Origin of the sequence: Paenibacillus sp. ClWae2A, assembly GCF_032452295.1 — a bacterium.
Lineage (GTDB): Bacteria > Bacillota > Bacilli > Paenibacillales > Paenibacillaceae > Paenibacillus.
The window spans coordinates 192,095-207,819 of the sequence record NZ_JAULSQ010000010.1 but is presented as its reverse complement, the minus strand read 5'-3'; the positions used below and the strand labels follow the sequence as shown (position 1 = coordinate 207,819).

At 44.7% G+C, this 15,725-nt stretch carries 16 protein-coding genes; 3 read left to right on the top strand and 13 right to left on the bottom strand.

Annotated features, from left to right (window positions below; translation table 11 throughout):
• Positions 1-739: 739 nt before the first annotated feature.
• From QVE09_RS24325 to QVE09_RS24290, 8 genes are all read right to left on the bottom strand, one after another.
• Positions 740-1,915, bottom strand: coding sequence for a YhgE/Pip domain-containing protein (locus tag QVE09_RS24325; protein ID WP_315938897.1), 1,176 nt, complete (start codon positions 1,913-1,915; stop codon positions 740-742).
• Positions 1,916-1,995: 80 nt separating this feature from the next.
• A complete protein-coding gene (locus QVE09_RS24320) occupies positions 1,996-2,427 on the bottom strand; it encodes a MarR family winged helix-turn-helix transcriptional regulator (RefSeq protein ID WP_315938896.1) in 432 nt (143 codons plus the stop codon).
• Between the two features lie 165 nt (positions 2,428-2,592).
• Positions 2,593-2,760, bottom strand: a complete 168-nt coding sequence (locus tag QVE09_RS24315) for a DUF3934 family protein (RefSeq protein WP_074093608.1) — start codon at positions 2,758-2,760, stop codon at positions 2,593-2,595.
• Positions 2,761-2,897: 137 nt separating this feature from the next.
• Positions 2,898-4,118 (bottom strand): MFS transporter, encoded by a 1,221-nt coding sequence (locus QVE09_RS24310; RefSeq protein ID WP_315938895.1) that lies wholly within the window; start codon positions 4,116-4,118, stop codon positions 2,898-2,900.
• A gap of 32 nt (positions 4,119-4,150) precedes the next feature.
• A complete protein-coding gene (locus QVE09_RS24305) occupies positions 4,151-4,750 on the bottom strand; it encodes a TetR/AcrR family transcriptional regulator (RefSeq protein WP_315938899.1) in 600 nt (199 codons plus the stop codon).
• A 129-nt stretch (positions 4,751-4,879) separates the two neighbouring features.
• Positions 4,880-6,028, bottom strand: a complete 1,149-nt coding sequence (locus QVE09_RS24300; protein ID WP_315938894.1) for a S1C family serine protease — start codon at positions 6,026-6,028, stop codon at positions 4,880-4,882.
• 14 nt (positions 6,029-6,042) lie between these two features.
• Complete coding sequence (locus QVE09_RS24295; RefSeq protein WP_315938893.1) at positions 6,043-7,218, bottom strand: FxLYD domain-containing protein; 1,176 nt, start codon at positions 7,216-7,218, stop codon at positions 6,043-6,045.
• Positions 7,219-7,504: 286 nt separating this feature from the next.
• Positions 7,505-7,921 carry a VOC family protein gene (locus QVE09_RS24290; protein ID WP_315938892.1) on the bottom strand — a complete coding sequence of 139 codons (417 nt, stop codon included), beginning with the start codon at positions 7,919-7,921 and terminating at the stop codon, positions 7,505-7,507.
• 278 nt (positions 7,922-8,199) lie between these two features.
• Between QVE09_RS24290 and QVE09_RS24285 the strand changes: the two genes are divergently transcribed.
• Complete coding sequence (locus tag QVE09_RS24285; protein WP_315938891.1) at positions 8,200-8,955, top strand: class I SAM-dependent methyltransferase; 756 nt, start codon at positions 8,200-8,202, stop codon at positions 8,953-8,955.
• Between the two features lie 112 nt (positions 8,956-9,067).
• Here the strand turns inward: QVE09_RS24285 and pbp4 are convergent, their stop codons facing one another.
• Positions 9,068-11,155 carry a penicillin-binding protein PBP4(5) gene (gene pbp4 / locus QVE09_RS24280; RefSeq protein ID WP_315938890.1) on the bottom strand — a complete coding sequence of 696 codons (2,088 nt, stop codon included), beginning with the start codon at positions 11,153-11,155 and terminating at the stop codon, positions 9,068-9,070.
• Positions 11,156-11,332: 177 nt separating this feature from the next.
• Here pbp4 and QVE09_RS24275 point away from each other — a divergent pair, with 177 nt between their 5' ends.
• Positions 11,333-11,737, top strand: a complete 405-nt coding sequence (locus QVE09_RS24275) for a CBS domain-containing protein (RefSeq protein ID WP_315938889.1) — start codon at positions 11,333-11,335, stop codon at positions 11,735-11,737.
• A 113-nt stretch (positions 11,738-11,850) separates the two neighbouring features.
• Here QVE09_RS24275 and QVE09_RS24270 read toward each other — a convergent pair whose 3' ends face one another.
• The 3 genes from QVE09_RS24270 to QVE09_RS24260 all read right to left on the bottom strand — a co-directional run bounded on the left by QVE09_RS24270 (position 11,851) and on the right by QVE09_RS24260 (position 13,087).
• Positions 11,851-12,006: a hypothetical protein gene (locus QVE09_RS24270; protein ID WP_315938888.1), complete on the bottom strand. Its 156-nt coding sequence runs from the start codon at positions 12,004-12,006 to the stop codon at positions 11,851-11,853.
• A gap of 129 nt (positions 12,007-12,135) precedes the next feature.
• A complete protein-coding gene (locus QVE09_RS24265) occupies positions 12,136-12,585 on the bottom strand; it encodes a hypothetical protein (RefSeq protein WP_315938887.1) in 450 nt (149 codons plus the stop codon).
• A 25-nt stretch (positions 12,586-12,610) separates the two neighbouring features.
• Positions 12,611-13,087, bottom strand: coding sequence for a GyrI-like domain-containing protein (locus QVE09_RS24260; protein ID WP_315938886.1), 477 nt, complete (start codon positions 13,085-13,087; stop codon positions 12,611-12,613).
• A 291-nt stretch (positions 13,088-13,378) separates the two neighbouring features.
• Here QVE09_RS24260 and QVE09_RS24255 point away from each other — a divergent pair, with 291 nt between their 5' ends.
• Positions 13,379-13,981: a hypothetical protein gene (locus QVE09_RS24255; RefSeq protein WP_315938885.1), complete on the top strand. Its 603-nt coding sequence runs from the start codon at positions 13,379-13,381 to the stop codon at positions 13,979-13,981.
• Between the two features lie 320 nt (positions 13,982-14,301).
• Here QVE09_RS24255 and QVE09_RS24250 read toward each other — a convergent pair whose 3' ends face one another.
• Positions 14,302-15,645 (bottom strand): MFS transporter, encoded by a 1,344-nt coding sequence (locus tag QVE09_RS24250; protein WP_315938884.1) that lies wholly within the window; start codon positions 15,643-15,645, stop codon positions 14,302-14,304.
• Positions 15,646-15,725 lie beyond the last annotated feature (80 nt).

The following is a 15,725-nucleotide window of genomic DNA, read 5'->3' as shown; positions in this document are numbered from 1 at the left end:
ATGCCGCCAGCGTTCGTCCTGAGCCAGGATCAAACTCTCCAATAAAGTATTGAAAAGAGCGATAAGCTCATTTTGAATCTGACGAGATTAAAAATCTCATTTGTGCTCCAGTCGATCCAAGCCAAGGCTTGTTTCAAACTTTCGCGTTCATTCTGCAAGCAGAATGTTTACTCACTCGTTGTTCAGTTTTCAAAGATCAAACTTGTTTTGTTACCGAATTTCGTTCTCTTCAGCAACTCTTATATAATATCATGTCCGAACCAACTTTGCAAGCTCTTTTTTTTAAGTTTCTTTCGAAGCTTATTTCATTCGCTTGCCGCACCAGTATTAAACCGTGTTTTCTTGGCCGGACTAATAATATATCACGCATAGATATTAATTACAATACTTAATTTAATAAAATTCATTACTACAAATCAACTACCTATATTGCGTAGCTCTCCCCTATCTCAGTTGTAAAGTTTTTTATAGCCTAAATCCATTCATACAACGTAATACATGTCTAATTGTTTTAAACTTATTAGGGTTACATCCCCTCTGATATATTTTAGCTTCATTATTATGCTCAATTTAGGTTGTCCGTTTATCAACGTCATGCAAGATTACTGGGGTGCACTGTAAATTAACACGAGTATAAGTAGAGATATTATAGAAGATAAACAAAAAAAGTGATGCACGAATATAACTATACGTGAACCACTTTCTTGTGTGTTATTACATTATATATAGAAGGAAACTCTTAATGTTGTGCCTGTGCTGATGCTGGAGGCGTCATCGTCATTTGTCCATTACCTGCTTTTTGCATGCCAACTCGTAGCACCGTAATCCCCCACGTAATAATCGAGATCAACAGAAGATGAACCATGTATCCCCCTACTGCTTCTCCACTATAGATCAAACGCATAAATCCCTGTACCCCATTAGAAGCGGGCAGAAAGTTCCCGATATAACGGTAGAATGGCGCCAGCATCTCGGCTGGGATGATATTTCCTGCTGTCATCAACTGGAGTGGAACCATCGCTACATTAAATAGAGGGCCTGCATTGCCAAACAGGGCAAAACTCATTTGTGTAAAACAGATACATGCCAGACTTACCAGCACATGATACAGATACAACGCGCCGAAGGAGCTCGCAACATCCGTGAACTGAAGAGCTACTGTATCCACAATCAGAGGAACGATCACAGCTATACACAATAACAGCATTTGCCGGCCCCAGAAGATTTCCCATTTGGAATGGGTACGCTTCATCATATTCGACGTAATATTGAACTGAATGTTCATGGTCATCGAAGCAATATAGGTGATAAAACCCAGGATCATGGGCAGCATTGATGTTGCAAAATCACTCACGCTGTTCGTTTTGTTAATTTCGGCCTTCACAGGACCTTCATTCATCTTCGCCATCGCTTGTCCAATAGCTGCACTCAGTTCATCGTTGTTGATACTATCCTTGTTAAGTGTCACTTGAACCTTGGACTCCAAAATCCCTTGACCCATTTGTGCAGTCATTCCAGTCGCCGCGTGTTCCACAATGGATTTGGCTACATCAGCATTTCCCTGATTAATATAAAAGGACAAGCTCGCCTCTGTACCTCCTTCAATCTCGTCAGTGAATCCTTCCGGAATAACAATAACCATCGCATAGTTACCTGCATTCATCTGTTGATCAGCTTCCTCGGCAGAACCCAGTACATTGACATGGAAAGGCGCGAGCGTTTCAATCTGCTTCTGCACCTCTGTTCCCTGTGTCCCGTCTTCGTTCACCAGCGCTACTTGAAGCTGATCTACTCTCTCCGTAGCTTGATGATAACCCGTCATCCAGATCACAACAAATAACAGCGGAACAATCAATGCAAAAACCAGCCCTACTTTTGTCTGTGGCACTTTAAGAAAATCTTTGAAGCTTTTCATTCGTTCACGACTCCCGTTAATTAAAATTAAAATAATTGCACTACATATATATGCACATGCACATATTTGGTCAAAAAAATTTATTTCATCTTTTCATAGATGCGATTCATCACATTCATGAATGCTTCAAGCTCTTCAGGGGAACACTTGGCGAGTGCCTCTTGCTCTTGCTGTTTTGCCTTTGGTGTCAGAACGTTATTCATTTCCAGTCCTTCCGCCGTCAAACAAAGCAAAACCGCTCTGCGGTCCTGTGGATCTTCTTCTCTTGTCACCAGACCTTTGCGAATCAACTTGTCTATAATTTTGCCTACCGTTGTCTGGTCCCGCACGGTTAATTCAGCCAGTTTTTTCTGTGATATATGGCTTCCAGCCTTGCTCAATTCATTCAAGACTGCAAATTGTTCCGGCGTAATATCCTGTTCACTCAGATTTCTGGTTGTTGTTTTTTTGTATGCCAGATACGTCCGTGACAGAATCAGTCCAAGTGGATTTTCATCCATATTAACAGGCATGCTGATGCTCCTTTCTCTATATAGTAGCACTACCATCTAATTTGCGTAAGCTCTATATTATTACCATATCTACAATACTGTCAATTTAATTTTTTATCTTTTCAAGCAAAAAGAGACCCACCCGTTAGTCAGGCAGCTCTCTCCTCTGGCATCGTCAAGCCATACTTACTCGGGCTTGCCACTTGAAGTTTCGGTATCGTCCTTCTTCTTTGTGCCTTTACTTTTATAAGGCTTCGGGGCACTTTTCGCCCGGTTAGCAGCGGCTTGCCAACGGTTCCAGCCTTTTTTACCCGTACCACGGCCGGTGCCGCCTTTTCCTTTTGCATTGCTCATGTAATCACTCCAATAATCCTGTATATGCTTAAAAATGACCGTCCTCGGTAACTTGTTATGCAACCCAGCCCATCTAATTCACTTCCAGCATTTCTTATTATACCAAAAATCGATACTCCTACGTCTTTTCCGCACAATTACATTTCAGCCTTCGGTTGTTTCACCGTTTTGCCGCCTCTGAGTACCCGTAGGGATAACAGGAAACAGATCGCCAAAACGGCTGCTGCTGAAACATAAGGATAGTTAATATTCACATCGAACAATGCTCCAGCTACGATCGGACCTGCGATATTCCCCAAACTGGTATACGCCGAGTTCAATCCGGCCACAAAGCCCTGTTGTTCCTGTGCCAGTTTGGACATCTGTGTACTGATCGCCGGACGCAAAATGTCCATACCCAGAAAGACGATAAACGTAACGACAAGAATCATCCAGTACGTACTTACAAACAAGGTCAACAGTACAAATACGGCTACAAATAACAGACAGACTGAAATGACCATCTTTTCACCAAACCGATTGAGCAACCAACCGATCAGGGATACTTGCACAACCGCACCCGCAATGGAACCAAATGTAATGATGAATGCAATGTCTTTGGTCGTGAAGCCAAATTTGTGATCCACAAATAGTGAAAATACTGTCTCATAGTTCGCCAGACCAAATGCCATAACAAACACGATAATCAAGCTGAAAAAGTACGGCTCTCGATACGAATTGAGCAATTGGGATACCATACCCGGAGCTTTGACCTTCTCTGCACCAGCCACAGGTTTACTTTGCTCTCCTGTGCTTCGCGTGGATTCCGGCAAAATAATCAATGTAATGATGGATGCCAACAAACCGGCAACCCCTGCGGCGTAGAACGGAATTCGAATGCCAAAGTCTGCGATGTATCCACCAATTCCCGGGCCGATGATAAATCCGGTTGTAATCGCTGCATTAATCAATCCCATACCTTTGCCGCGTTCTTCCTCTGTTGTAATATCTGCGGTGTAAGCCATAACCGCCGGGAAGATCATCGCCGCACCAATACCACCAAGCATCCGGGCTGCGAAGAGCAAGACTGGTGCATTGACCGCACCAAACATAAACTCCGATACGGCAAAGATCAGCATCCCGCCAACGATAATTTTTTTACGTCCCCACGTATCCGACCATCGACCCGCAAGCGGGGAGAACAGAAACTGGGTGAAGGAAAATGCCGCGACCAGCAATCCAACTGTGAATCCGGTGATATGCAGTAGATCCATATACGCAGGCATGATCGGCACAACCAGACCAATACCTGTAAAAACGAGAAAAATATTAAACATTAACAGCAGCAGTGCGCCCCTGTTCCGTGTTAGTAATGCCATGATTCCATCCTCCGTAGTTGTCAAAATGTTGCTTAAGCTTTATCTTTTGCAATCCCATGTAAGAATACACTGGCAGCCTGGCGGTATAACGCAAGAGCCTGATCAGGCTCCATCCCCCGTGACATCTGACTAAGACCAATAATGGTACTTTCCAATATCAGTGCGAGATGTTCTACATTGTCTGCTTTGAACTCACCGCTCTCAATCCCTTGTTCTATCATTTGTTTATTAAATTGAATATGCCGCTCAAACATTAAGGATATCCGCTCTTCAATATCATTTTCTTTCTTTTCCCCTGTGAAGAACTCATCAGCCGCCTTTGTCAGCGGGTGATTCATGTCATCCATGACGAGTTGTTCAGCCAGTCCGTATATCTTCTCCGTGGAGGTGCGATAGAGATGTTCTTTGGCCGCCCAGCTCTCTTCCCACTCCCGATCCCACTCATCGATTAGATAGAGGAACAGACCTTCCTTACTTTTAAAATGGTAATATATATTGCCTTTGCTGCTACCCGTCGCAGCTACAATATCCTCAATGGACGTTGCTTTATAACCTTTTTGTACAAAAAGGGCTTTGGAAGCATCCGCAAGTTTCTTCTTGGTCTGCTCGGTTTGAAGTTGCTTTTTATTCATATTCATTCCATTTCACTCCGTCCCATGCATACTGAACATTCGTTCTGTATTTTAACAGATGCATCCAATATAAGCAATCAAAAAGGAGAATTGGCACATAGGCCAACTCTCCCTCCTCTCTCTCCACAATCATTTCACTTTTTTACCTTTACCATGCAATATTTTCAGTTGACCATTCTCATAACCCAACTGATACTCGACCCGATATTGCGATAGTATATATTCCCCACCCTTGCGTTCATTTGCTGTAATCATTGCCTTCACTTCCATCTCGTCATCCCCTTTGTTGACTGAGGAAACCTCACTGATGGTCACTTCACTTGTATTCAGATATCCTTCTCTGAACTTGGCATATGTTGTAGCATTCTGCCACTCGCTTCCGAGCAGTGCATAAGCTGTGACATAATCACTCAGATTAAGGCTTGTATAAAAGTCCGTTACAATTCCTTCTGCTTGCAATGTCTTAGTGACTGAACCCAAGTGACTACCTCCAGCCGTCCGCACCGACGATGTGCCAGAAGGATTTTTGGACCACGCCTGCACCTGCTTGAGCACACTAGTCATAGGGATGCTGAATCCTATTCCCCCCTCCTGCTCCACGACCGCCGAATTGATGCCGATCACTTCACCAGTCTCCGCACTAATGAGTGGTCCACCACTGTTGCCATGGGTTATTGGTGCCGAGATCTGATAGAGGTTACTATAGATGTAAGGCGCTATTTCAAAGCTACGCCCCAATCCACTGATGATCCCGGTCGTTACGGTGTTCTCTAGCCCAAGTGGACTACCCAATGCCAGAATCTCGTCTCCGGTCTCGGCTTTGGATTTAGCGATGATTAGCGGCTTAACTTTTTTTAAATCAGGCACCCTGACCACAGCTACGTCTGTTTCTTCCCCAATACCAATAACCGTTCCCTTATATTCCTCATGGTTCAAGGTCCGAATGGTTACTTCCTTCGCACCCTCCACCACATGCGCATTGGTCACGACATCTCCCAGATCATTGTAGAGAAAGCCAGAGCCCAATCCGCTGCTACTCTCGATCGTTACGACTTTCTTCTGACTTTCTTCTATAATCTGTTTGCGTGTCTTCTTCACAGGCTGCTTGGATGCTGCCGTCGCTGCCGCATTTTCCGTTTCCTTCGCGGCAACAACTGCCAGTCTGGGCCCATCCTGCAACTGATCTGCTGAATGCTGGTGTATCCAGAACACGCCTCCTGCTCCAGCACCAATGATAATAGCACTGGATATGATCGTACCCCATGTTCGTTTGGCCATTCCAACCTGTCCTCCTATTCGAGATACCACGTTGCATTCACAACAGAGATTTCCGCTTCCTCGTACACACCATAATAATAGGTTTCAAAGAAACCTTCTTCCCCCACATCCAGCCAGCTTGGATACACATCTGCATAAGTTTGGCCCAGGTATATACCGTCTATATCATAAATATCAATCAAAACTGTGACGGAAGAGATCGGACGAGTTGCATTATTGATCAATGAACCGCTAATATAAAGATCCCCGTACATATCAAGCGTCGCATCAACGTTCACGACACTTACTGCCGCCGTTCGATTCATCAGATCTTCTTCTGCAGCCTGTTGCTCCGCCAGTTGAATGCGATCCGCTTCCGCTTTTTCAAATGCCTTTTTTTCACTGAGCACCCGTTCACGATACGAAGTCAGTTTTTCATTTTCCGGTGCATAGGACAATCCCTGGTCGACCGTTTGTAAAGCAGTTGTGAAATTCTTTTGCTTTACTTGCTGTTCCGCCTCTTTATAACTTATGCTTGCGAGCTTGTCGACAATTTGCTTCTCTACCGTCTCCGCTTCCTTGCCTTTCAAGTTTGATACGGTGTCCAACTTTTCGGCTAGTGCCTCTATTGTCGTCAAACTGTCGATTTCCTTTTTCACCTTCAATATGGCCAGCGTTACCTTTCTGTTATTTAATACGGCACGCACTTTGGCAAAAACAGGTTCTTCCAGCTCCATCAGCGCCTTGGCTACAGCCTGAATGGTCTTATCTCCTGCGGACAGCTTTCCTGTCTTCAAACTTGTGGATGCCTCATCCAACTGATTCATCAAGTTGAACGCTTTCGCCGTAATTTGCCGATCCTGTATAAGTGCATCATAGTTAGGTCGTTTCGTTAGAGCGCTGTCCAGCAGTTGAAGAGCCTCTTTATATTTCCCCTCTAGTGCAGCCTGTTCCGCCTGTTGGTGCAGTGATTTGACCTCTGCATTGATACCTGTTTCCTGCTTGTAATAATACGTTAGCAAAGCTCCTACAACTACTGCCAGAAGTAAGGGAATAATCCAGCTAAATGCAAGACCTTGACCTGTATTTCCCTGTTTGGAAGCAGGTTGCTGCTGACGGGACAACGAATCAAGTGCTTTTCGCGTTCCTTTATCCAAGTCTATGGCTGTTTCTGCCCAGATCTGTTCCTCTGTAGAGCTTGTTTCTTTCAATTTGGTACTACACTTTCTGCACGTGTTATCCGCTGGACTGTTTTTGGTCCCACATACATGACAATACACCCTGATCCCTCCACTTAAGAACATATGTATACTTCGCTTTTCCTGAGGTTCGTCTATCGCATCAATTGCTAAAAAACACCAACATGAATCGATAATTATCATATAGCAAAAAGGAATATTACACCATATATTCTATAGATATCACGTTTAAACGAATCATATTGGATGCAAAAGAACCTTCCTATAATCTAGGAAGGCTCTAGTTATTTTCATTTTATCACTCCGAAGGAAAAGCACTTAGATCCATATAGGAAACTTCCCACAGATGATCATCCAGATCCTGAAAACTCCATCCGTACATAAATCCATGATCCTGTGGTTCGTTGGATGGCTTCCCTCCTGCATCGAGGGCAGCTTGTACAATCACATCCACCTGCTCCCGGCTATCTACAGACAGGGCAACGATGACTTCGGTTGTATCGGCAGCATTGGAGATTTTTTTCGAGATGAAGGATTGGAAACGTTCCTCCACCAGAAGCATGGCGTAAATATTCTCCCCAATGATCATACAAGTAGCAGACTCGTCCGTAAAATTGGCGTTAAACTCAAATCCCACTTTGGTAAAAAACTCAATGGATTTCTTCAAATCTTGAACAGGTAAATTGACAAAAATCTGCTTAGCACGAATAGCCACCCTGGATCACCTCAAACTCATAGAATAGATTTCACCTCAAAATAACACCTCGCGTATACGCTGTCAATTGAATATAATGGAGACATTCCAACTTGTGAGGTGACACGGATGTTGCTCCGTATTGTTCGAAGTAATTAGTCGTCGGGCTGGGTCAAAACGCGTACCAGCTATCAAGGGACACGTCTGCCCATTTGATCCTATTCGACCATCTACACTAGAACGATTTGGCACAACTCTCTTGTCCTGTTCAAACAAACTCACATTGGAGGAATATGAAAATGAAAAACAAAATAGATTACGCTGAATTTTATGAACGTGTAGGCCGGAAGAACGGCTGGAACTTCAGCTCCATGAACGTGGTCTCGGAGAAAATCGGATGGAACTTCTATGAGGAAGTTGTTCGCCATACGCGATCGTCCGATCTGTTGCTGGATATTGGAACAGGTGGTGGAGAAGCTATTCTGTCCATTGCGGAAGAAGCTTTATTGCTGGTGGGAATTGATCTCGCTCAAGGAATGATTGAGACCGCACAGCATAATCTTCAGGCTACGGGCGGTCATTCCAATGTACGCTTTCTTCATATGGACGCAGAAAAACTGCATTTTCCAGATCACTTCTTTAATGTGGTATCTTCCAGACACTCTGGATTCTCTGTTTCAGAAGTATTTAGGGTTCTTGCTGAGGGTGGGATATTTCTAACCCAGCAGGTCAGCGAACATGATAAATTCAACATTTCAGAAGCTTTTGGCCGTGGACAGAGCCTTGGCATTCAACCAGGCACATTGATGGAACGATACAAACATGAACTTCAAAAAGCAGGTTTCCATGACATTCAGGCCCGTGAATATAATGTGGTGGAGCATTACGCTACACCCGAAGATTTAATGTTTCTCCTAACCCATGCACCCATCATTCCTGATTTCGGAAAGGTAGACACTGACTTCGAGCAATTCCAGCAGTTTGTGATAGAAAATCACGACGAGAAGGGCATTCGTACCAACTCGGCACGCTTCATGATTACTGCTCGGAAATAAATGATTCCATATTGAATAAAATGAAACAAAAAAGACCCGGTCACATGTGAGAACCATAACACATGGTGACCGGGTCTTTATATTATGCTTGCGAGGCTATATTAAATCGGAGTTACTGCGTAATCTCCAACTTTTCCAAAAAAGGCTTTAATTTATCCACGACATAGTGGCTTCCACCTCGGCCGTTCACCTCTTCAATTACAGCGGATAACAGGAAGGTCGGAGAGTCGGTATCAAATACTACGAAAAATCCGTTTTCCTGACCCTTCTCTCCCTTCTTCGCTTTCAGTTCCGCTGTTCCCGTCTTGCCCGCGAGTCCTCCAGGGATTGAATTCAAGGTGTGGGCGGTGCCTCCCTGCCGGGAAACAACTTCTCCCAAAGCATCCTTAACCGTATTTGCGGCTTCCGGAGTAATGATTACCTCAGGGTCAGTGCTTTCTTTTCCTTCGATCAGGACAGGCTTCACCAATTTCCCCTCATTAATAAAAGGTGTAAATGACGATGCCAGATGAATCGGGGACATTAACATCTCCCCTTGCCCGTAGGACGTATCAGCGAGTAACACCTCAGAAGACAGATCCAGATGTGCTTCATTGGCATATTGGCTTGGCTTCAAATACAGTTCATCCAGTCCAAAGTTATCGCCAAAACCAAATTTCTGGATCCCATCAATAAACTTGGCGCTGCCCATCTCGATCGCTTCCATGGCAAAGTAAATATTGTCCGAGTACACCAGAGCATCGACCATATTAACCGGCGATAAACTCTTCACACGCTTGACATAATAACCGCCCCAACTCTCATCTTTACGCCATTGCAAGCCAGAGATATCATGGGTTTTGTCCGCTGTGGTCACCTTCTCCATCAGTCCCGCTGCGGCTGTAATCGCTTTGAAGGTTGATCCTGGTGCGTATCGGGTAGTGACTCTGTTGATAAAAGGAAGCTTCTCATTCGCCGAATAAGCATCCCACTCTGCCTGAGTAAGTCCTGTGACCATTTTGTTCGGGTTATAGGAAGGCGCACTGACCAACGCTAAAAGGTTGCCGTCCGTCGGATTCATCAGAACCATTGCACCGGCGTCTCCACCGCTGGATAATGTCTGATATAATTTCTTTTGCTGTTTGGAGCTAATCGTCAACTGAACATTCTGTCCATCTACAGCATCCTTGCGAATAAGCTCAGAACGGGAGTTACCGGATTCATCGGTGATTTCGATCAGACCACCACGTTCACCACGCAGCTGCTTCTCCATGGACTGCTCCAAACCCGCTTTGCCAATCCAATCTTCTGCGCGATAATATCCTTCCGTATCCTTATCCAGATCTTCCTTAGTAGCTTTGCGCACGTAACCAATCAGGTGCGCAGCCGCCTCGCCGAGTGGATAATAACGGATTTCCTTGCTTTGCATCGTAACCCCGCTTAAAGATTCTGGCACGTCAAACTCCTCCGTTGAACCAATCGGGACAAAATACTCTGGCTTCACCCATGTCTGCGCAAGCGCCTTGTGAATGGCATCTTCCGAAACCTGATAATGGCTCGCGATTCGGGTAATCATCTGGTCCGGATTGTCCCCAAGTTTCTCCGGTACAATACCCCATTCATTCATCGTGCCCTTGGTAGCGAGCGGCAAACCATCACGATCCACAATGTCTCCACGATCCGGGAACAGTGTCCTCACTCGTACCTTACTGCCCTTAACCATGTCATTCAGAATCAGCGAAGGCTGCCAGTTAATTTGCCAGTTTTTGCCGCCGTCCTCAAGCTCCTGCCGGACCAGTTTCAATGTATGCGTCTCACTGACTTCTCCCAAAAAAGTTGTCAGTTGCAGGTTGTAATCCACCTCATACGTATCCGGATCTTGTTTCTCTGCATCGGTCTTACTGCCATCGGAAGCCGTTTCGGCAACATCCTTAGGTTTAACCTCCGCCTTGACGGTGGATACTTCCATACCCGAATAGATCGCATTGTATTTCTCAACAAATTGTTCCTTGTTCATGCCCGACTCTTGCAGCGAAGCAGGTGCCATCAAGGTGTACAACTGGTCAAATTCTTTTTTTTGCAGATGCTCTATGTATTGATTCACGGTAGTCTGGGGCTTCGCTTCTGCTTCTTTGTTATTTTGCATGTATAGATACATTCCGATTCCACCTGCAAACAAGATGGGCAGCAGTCCGTACATTAATTTACGTTTGGATTTCATGGTTACATCACCTCTAATATACACTATAGATATCCAGAGCCATTTAAACAATGAAACAAATCTGACGAATTTATCATTAAAAATAGCCGAAAGCTCACATAATATGTTTAAATAAGAAGAGTGAGATTACATACTAAAGCTTTTTTGCTATGCAAAAGGCTGAAAAGGAGCCCGATGATGGAAATCAGCTATTTTTTACTCCCCAAAGCCGAAGTGGCCTATATCAAGTCTACCGCTTCCATGAAAGATGCTATTGAGCAATTGGAATCGCAACACTACACCGCCATTCCCGTGATTGACCAGGATGGAAAATATGTTGCTACCCTGTCCGAAGGCGATTTGTTATGGAAAATGCGAAATACACCCGGATTGACTTTTGATACGATGGATCAGGTTCAGGTCCATGAGATTAACAATCGGGTATATAATGAATGTGTATTCATTCAGGCTGAAATGGAGGATATGCTGACACTTGCAGCAGACCAAAATTTTGTGCCCGTGGTGGATGTCGATCGTGTCTTCCTCGGTATTATCCGTCGTAAGGATATTATTGAATACTATACGCGTAACATTTCGGATTAGATGAAGTCGAACATCCTGTAATAAACGAATATTCAACTCGAAAGGGTACTCCTGTGGTCATGTTTGGCCAAACCGGGGTACCCTTTTCGTTTCATGGTATGGTCTGAATCACTCTACTTGCGCTTAGCCCGCTCTTCCTTATAATAGTTCAATACGTCCCTTGGGCTTCCCTGGAATGCCCGCTCTTTGCCGAACTCATACGCCTGATGCAGATACAAATACGCCTCGTCATGCTGTTCAAGTCTCATGCAGATCATGCCCAGATCCATTAACGGACTCGTATTTCTATCCGAACTCCGCGTACTTAACGATATCTCAGCCCACGGCTTCGCCAGTCCATACTGCTTCAGATTCTACAATTTGTCGCTCCAGTTCGGCATGTTCCGGTGTTAGATCTTTCATTGCACCGTCTCCTCCTCCAGGACGAAATACCACTCCAGAAAAGCATTGAAATCAGCCCACTGCGGCTCACTCTCGCCATTAAGAAACCGTTCGATGGACTCCCCCAGTTCCACCAGCACCACTTCTCCTGTCTGACGGTTGTAGAAAAATCCACCTTCACCTTCAAAACTGTCCAGTGGAATATACGCCTCGGGAAGTCCCAGTGTAAGCTGTGCTACATTCATGTCTTCCATATATACGGTGTTCTCCATAAACCAGCAGATCTGATACAACTCCTGATGCCTGCTGTAGAAAGTCGGTCCATCCTCTGCATGTAGATAAAATTGTGCAAAATCCGACTGAAGATCAATCTCAAGCTTCCGTAATGCTTCTTCGTATGATGCTGGAACATCTTCATGCCACCAGCCTTGCTTCTTGCAATGATCAATTACTTTATTGGATAACATCGCAGACCTCCTAATTCAATTTTGCTTACACAGATTTTACAGGTATCCAGACCTGGGGAGGTGTGCCGTGACCTCTGTACACTTCAAGTTCCGGAATCCCTGCATGCTGATGTGAAGTGGAAGGAAACCACTCTGTCATAATATGGTGCCACAACCGTTGTATCGCCTCCGGCTTTAATTCATCCGCTTCAAATACAACCCAATGGGACGCGGGAAGTTCGATGGACACCAAACCTTCAGGCACTTCACCTGAGTGAGAGGTAGCAATCCAATACTCCATTTGATTGTCCTTCAGCTCTCGCTGATCTACACAGATGCCTACCAAACCGGGAATAGCTCCGTTATTGAACCCGTTTAACCGTTCCTCAATTCCGTCTGCCAAAGCATCCTGCCACATCTTAGGAATTTCTCTTAAATTCTCACCATCCACACAAGAGAACGTTCGTTTGATTCCCACAAAGGTAAGAGACTGCTGTTCAATCACATTATCATTCACATTCATTAGATGGACTCCTCTCCGAGAGCGGTATGGAGCATGACTTTCCATGACACATTCATGAAAACATTTTCCATATATGATATATACCTCCGATATGTCCTACAGTTACTGTATCAAAAGAGTAGGTAGATTGGAAATAGTGCCAGTACTCCTGTTCATAAGAGAAGAAAACTACCTACCACTCGTTCCGGCTCGATGTTGGGAGATAGAACTACCGGGTTCATTTCCTTATTCTGGTGCAACTTTCTTCTTACTCATTCGTCTAACTACTGACCAACAACGAAGGAGATGACTATGCGAATATCTTGCAGCCCTGGTTTTCCTGGAAGTATGATTGGATCGATTGATCTTCAGCCATCGAAGTATTACACCCCACCTTCCAGTAACAGCCAAATTACAGATCATGTTGATCCTGAACTCGTTACCATTCCCTATGTAGAAGATCCGGGATTCGGATCACACTTTGACGCCATGAAAGTCATGAAGGGAACTTATAAAGATGAAATGCATGTGAGCTATGATGTAGAGTTTACGATTGATGTGGACAAAAAAGGTTACATTACGCAATTTGAGCATACGTTCCAGCTGGAACGTTATCTGGATCTGGTTCGCACACAGTCCTATAAAGTGATCAAGACAAACTGGCGTGGACAAACATTTCATGTGATGACATACAGTTACCTGGAGGAAGTCATTCATCCGAAGAATGTTCTTTTTAAATGTAACCTCGCAGAAGATGTGTTTGTGATAGCTGAACTTGTCTCCAATCACGCCGATGGAAGCGCAACTGAGCACGGTATCAGGGATCTGCATTTCCGTGCATTAATCTCGGCACGAGATGATCTGTACCCAATAGATTATATGTGTGAGCCTGATTTCGACCTGAGTCTTGACTAAAAGAGTAGATACATATGTAGAAAGAGCATAAGCTGTCCCGAATCAGCGGGGTAACCTGTGCTCTTTTTTTTCACAAATGAATCACCAATTTCTTTCGCTTATTTAAACGCCCTCCTTCACACGCTCCGCCAGTAACAACAATTAACCTGTAATGCCACCTCAGATAGCGTTTAACATAAATGAACTTGAATAGGGCACCTCACGGAACAGGCACGGGATAACCATTTGTTATCCTCACGCCCTTTCTGGAGGTGCCTTTTTTAATTTTTTCACATCTGAAATTTAGAGATAAACGACAGGCTCATTACGCTATGTCAGCGTTAAGCCCCCATCTCGGTATTCGAGCGAGCCGTGCCGCCGCGTGGTGTGAAATTGAAATATCCTTCATCCAGTTGCTCCGTCTTGGGCAGGTTGCGGGATACGCGATCAAGCATCCAGTATACACCTACCAGAACAACGGTAATTCCACTTAAGGTGATTACTGTAGAACTGTGTAGCCAGACTCCCAACGTACCACCGATCAGACTGCCGATTGGCATGGCTATGCCGCTTAACGCCATCGTCGCGGAGAACACCAAACCCAAATATTGCTGCGGTACCCCCTTCTGAACAACGGTATTAATGATGACGTTAACGGCTCCGCCAGGAACCCAGGCCAGTCCATATACCAGAATGCTCAACCAGCTCCACGGGGTAAATATGCACCCGATCCAGGCAATTCCTGATATGATGTATGCCACAGAATACAATAGACCCAAACGTACATTTTCCAGTCTGAGATACGGTGCACATGTTGCACCAATGACGCTGCCGAGCGCCTGTGCCATCAGCATCAACCCGTAGATATCGGCTCCACCGATCTCATCACTATATATGGGAAGTACACTAAAAGTCGCTCCTCCCGCAGCATTAATAACCATAATGCCAAAGAGTAATTTGGCCAATGCCGTCCGTGTAAGCAGCCTGATTCCACTCACTAAATCATCCGTGTAATTCCTAAAAAACAAACGCATTCCTGACGGTGTACTCCCATTCACCTGTTCAATAGTCTCATCATATGTATCCTGTTCCTTCTTCATTTTCGATTCCATGATATAAGGAGCAATCCGCAATTGGGAGAATAATAACGCACCTATGAAGAAACCGATGGCATTCCAAAAATACAAAGACACCGCACCCAGCGCAACAATGAGTATCCCGGAGATGGCATTACAAGCCACATCAATCCCCTGATAAGCGATGGAGAACAGGGAATTGCCCTGCGTGAGTTGGTGTTTCTCCAATACTCTTGGCAGTGCTGACATCTGAACAGGGTACACCCAGGTATTACATATGTTCAGAATAGGGGTGATCACTAATACCAGACCGACACTCAGAAAATCATAGTACGCAGCAATAGGGACAATTAATAACAATGCGGCCTGAATTAACTGACTATATACCAGAATCCCTCGAATCGGGATCCGATCTATCATCGGTCCGGATAACAGTTGAATAATTTTCGGCAAAATGGACAAAAAACCCGCGAGTCCTGTATAAAATGAGGATCCTCCCAGATTGTAGACCAGCCACATGGCGGATACCGCATATAAGCTATCTCCAATGTTGGTCAAGATTCTGCCAAAAAACATCAAACTGAAGTTCTTGTTTTTGAAAATCTCCATGGCCCACCTCCGCCTACGTCGAACCTAAATCTCATTCCACATCTCTTTCATGCTGCTATGAAGAATGAAGACAAGCGAAG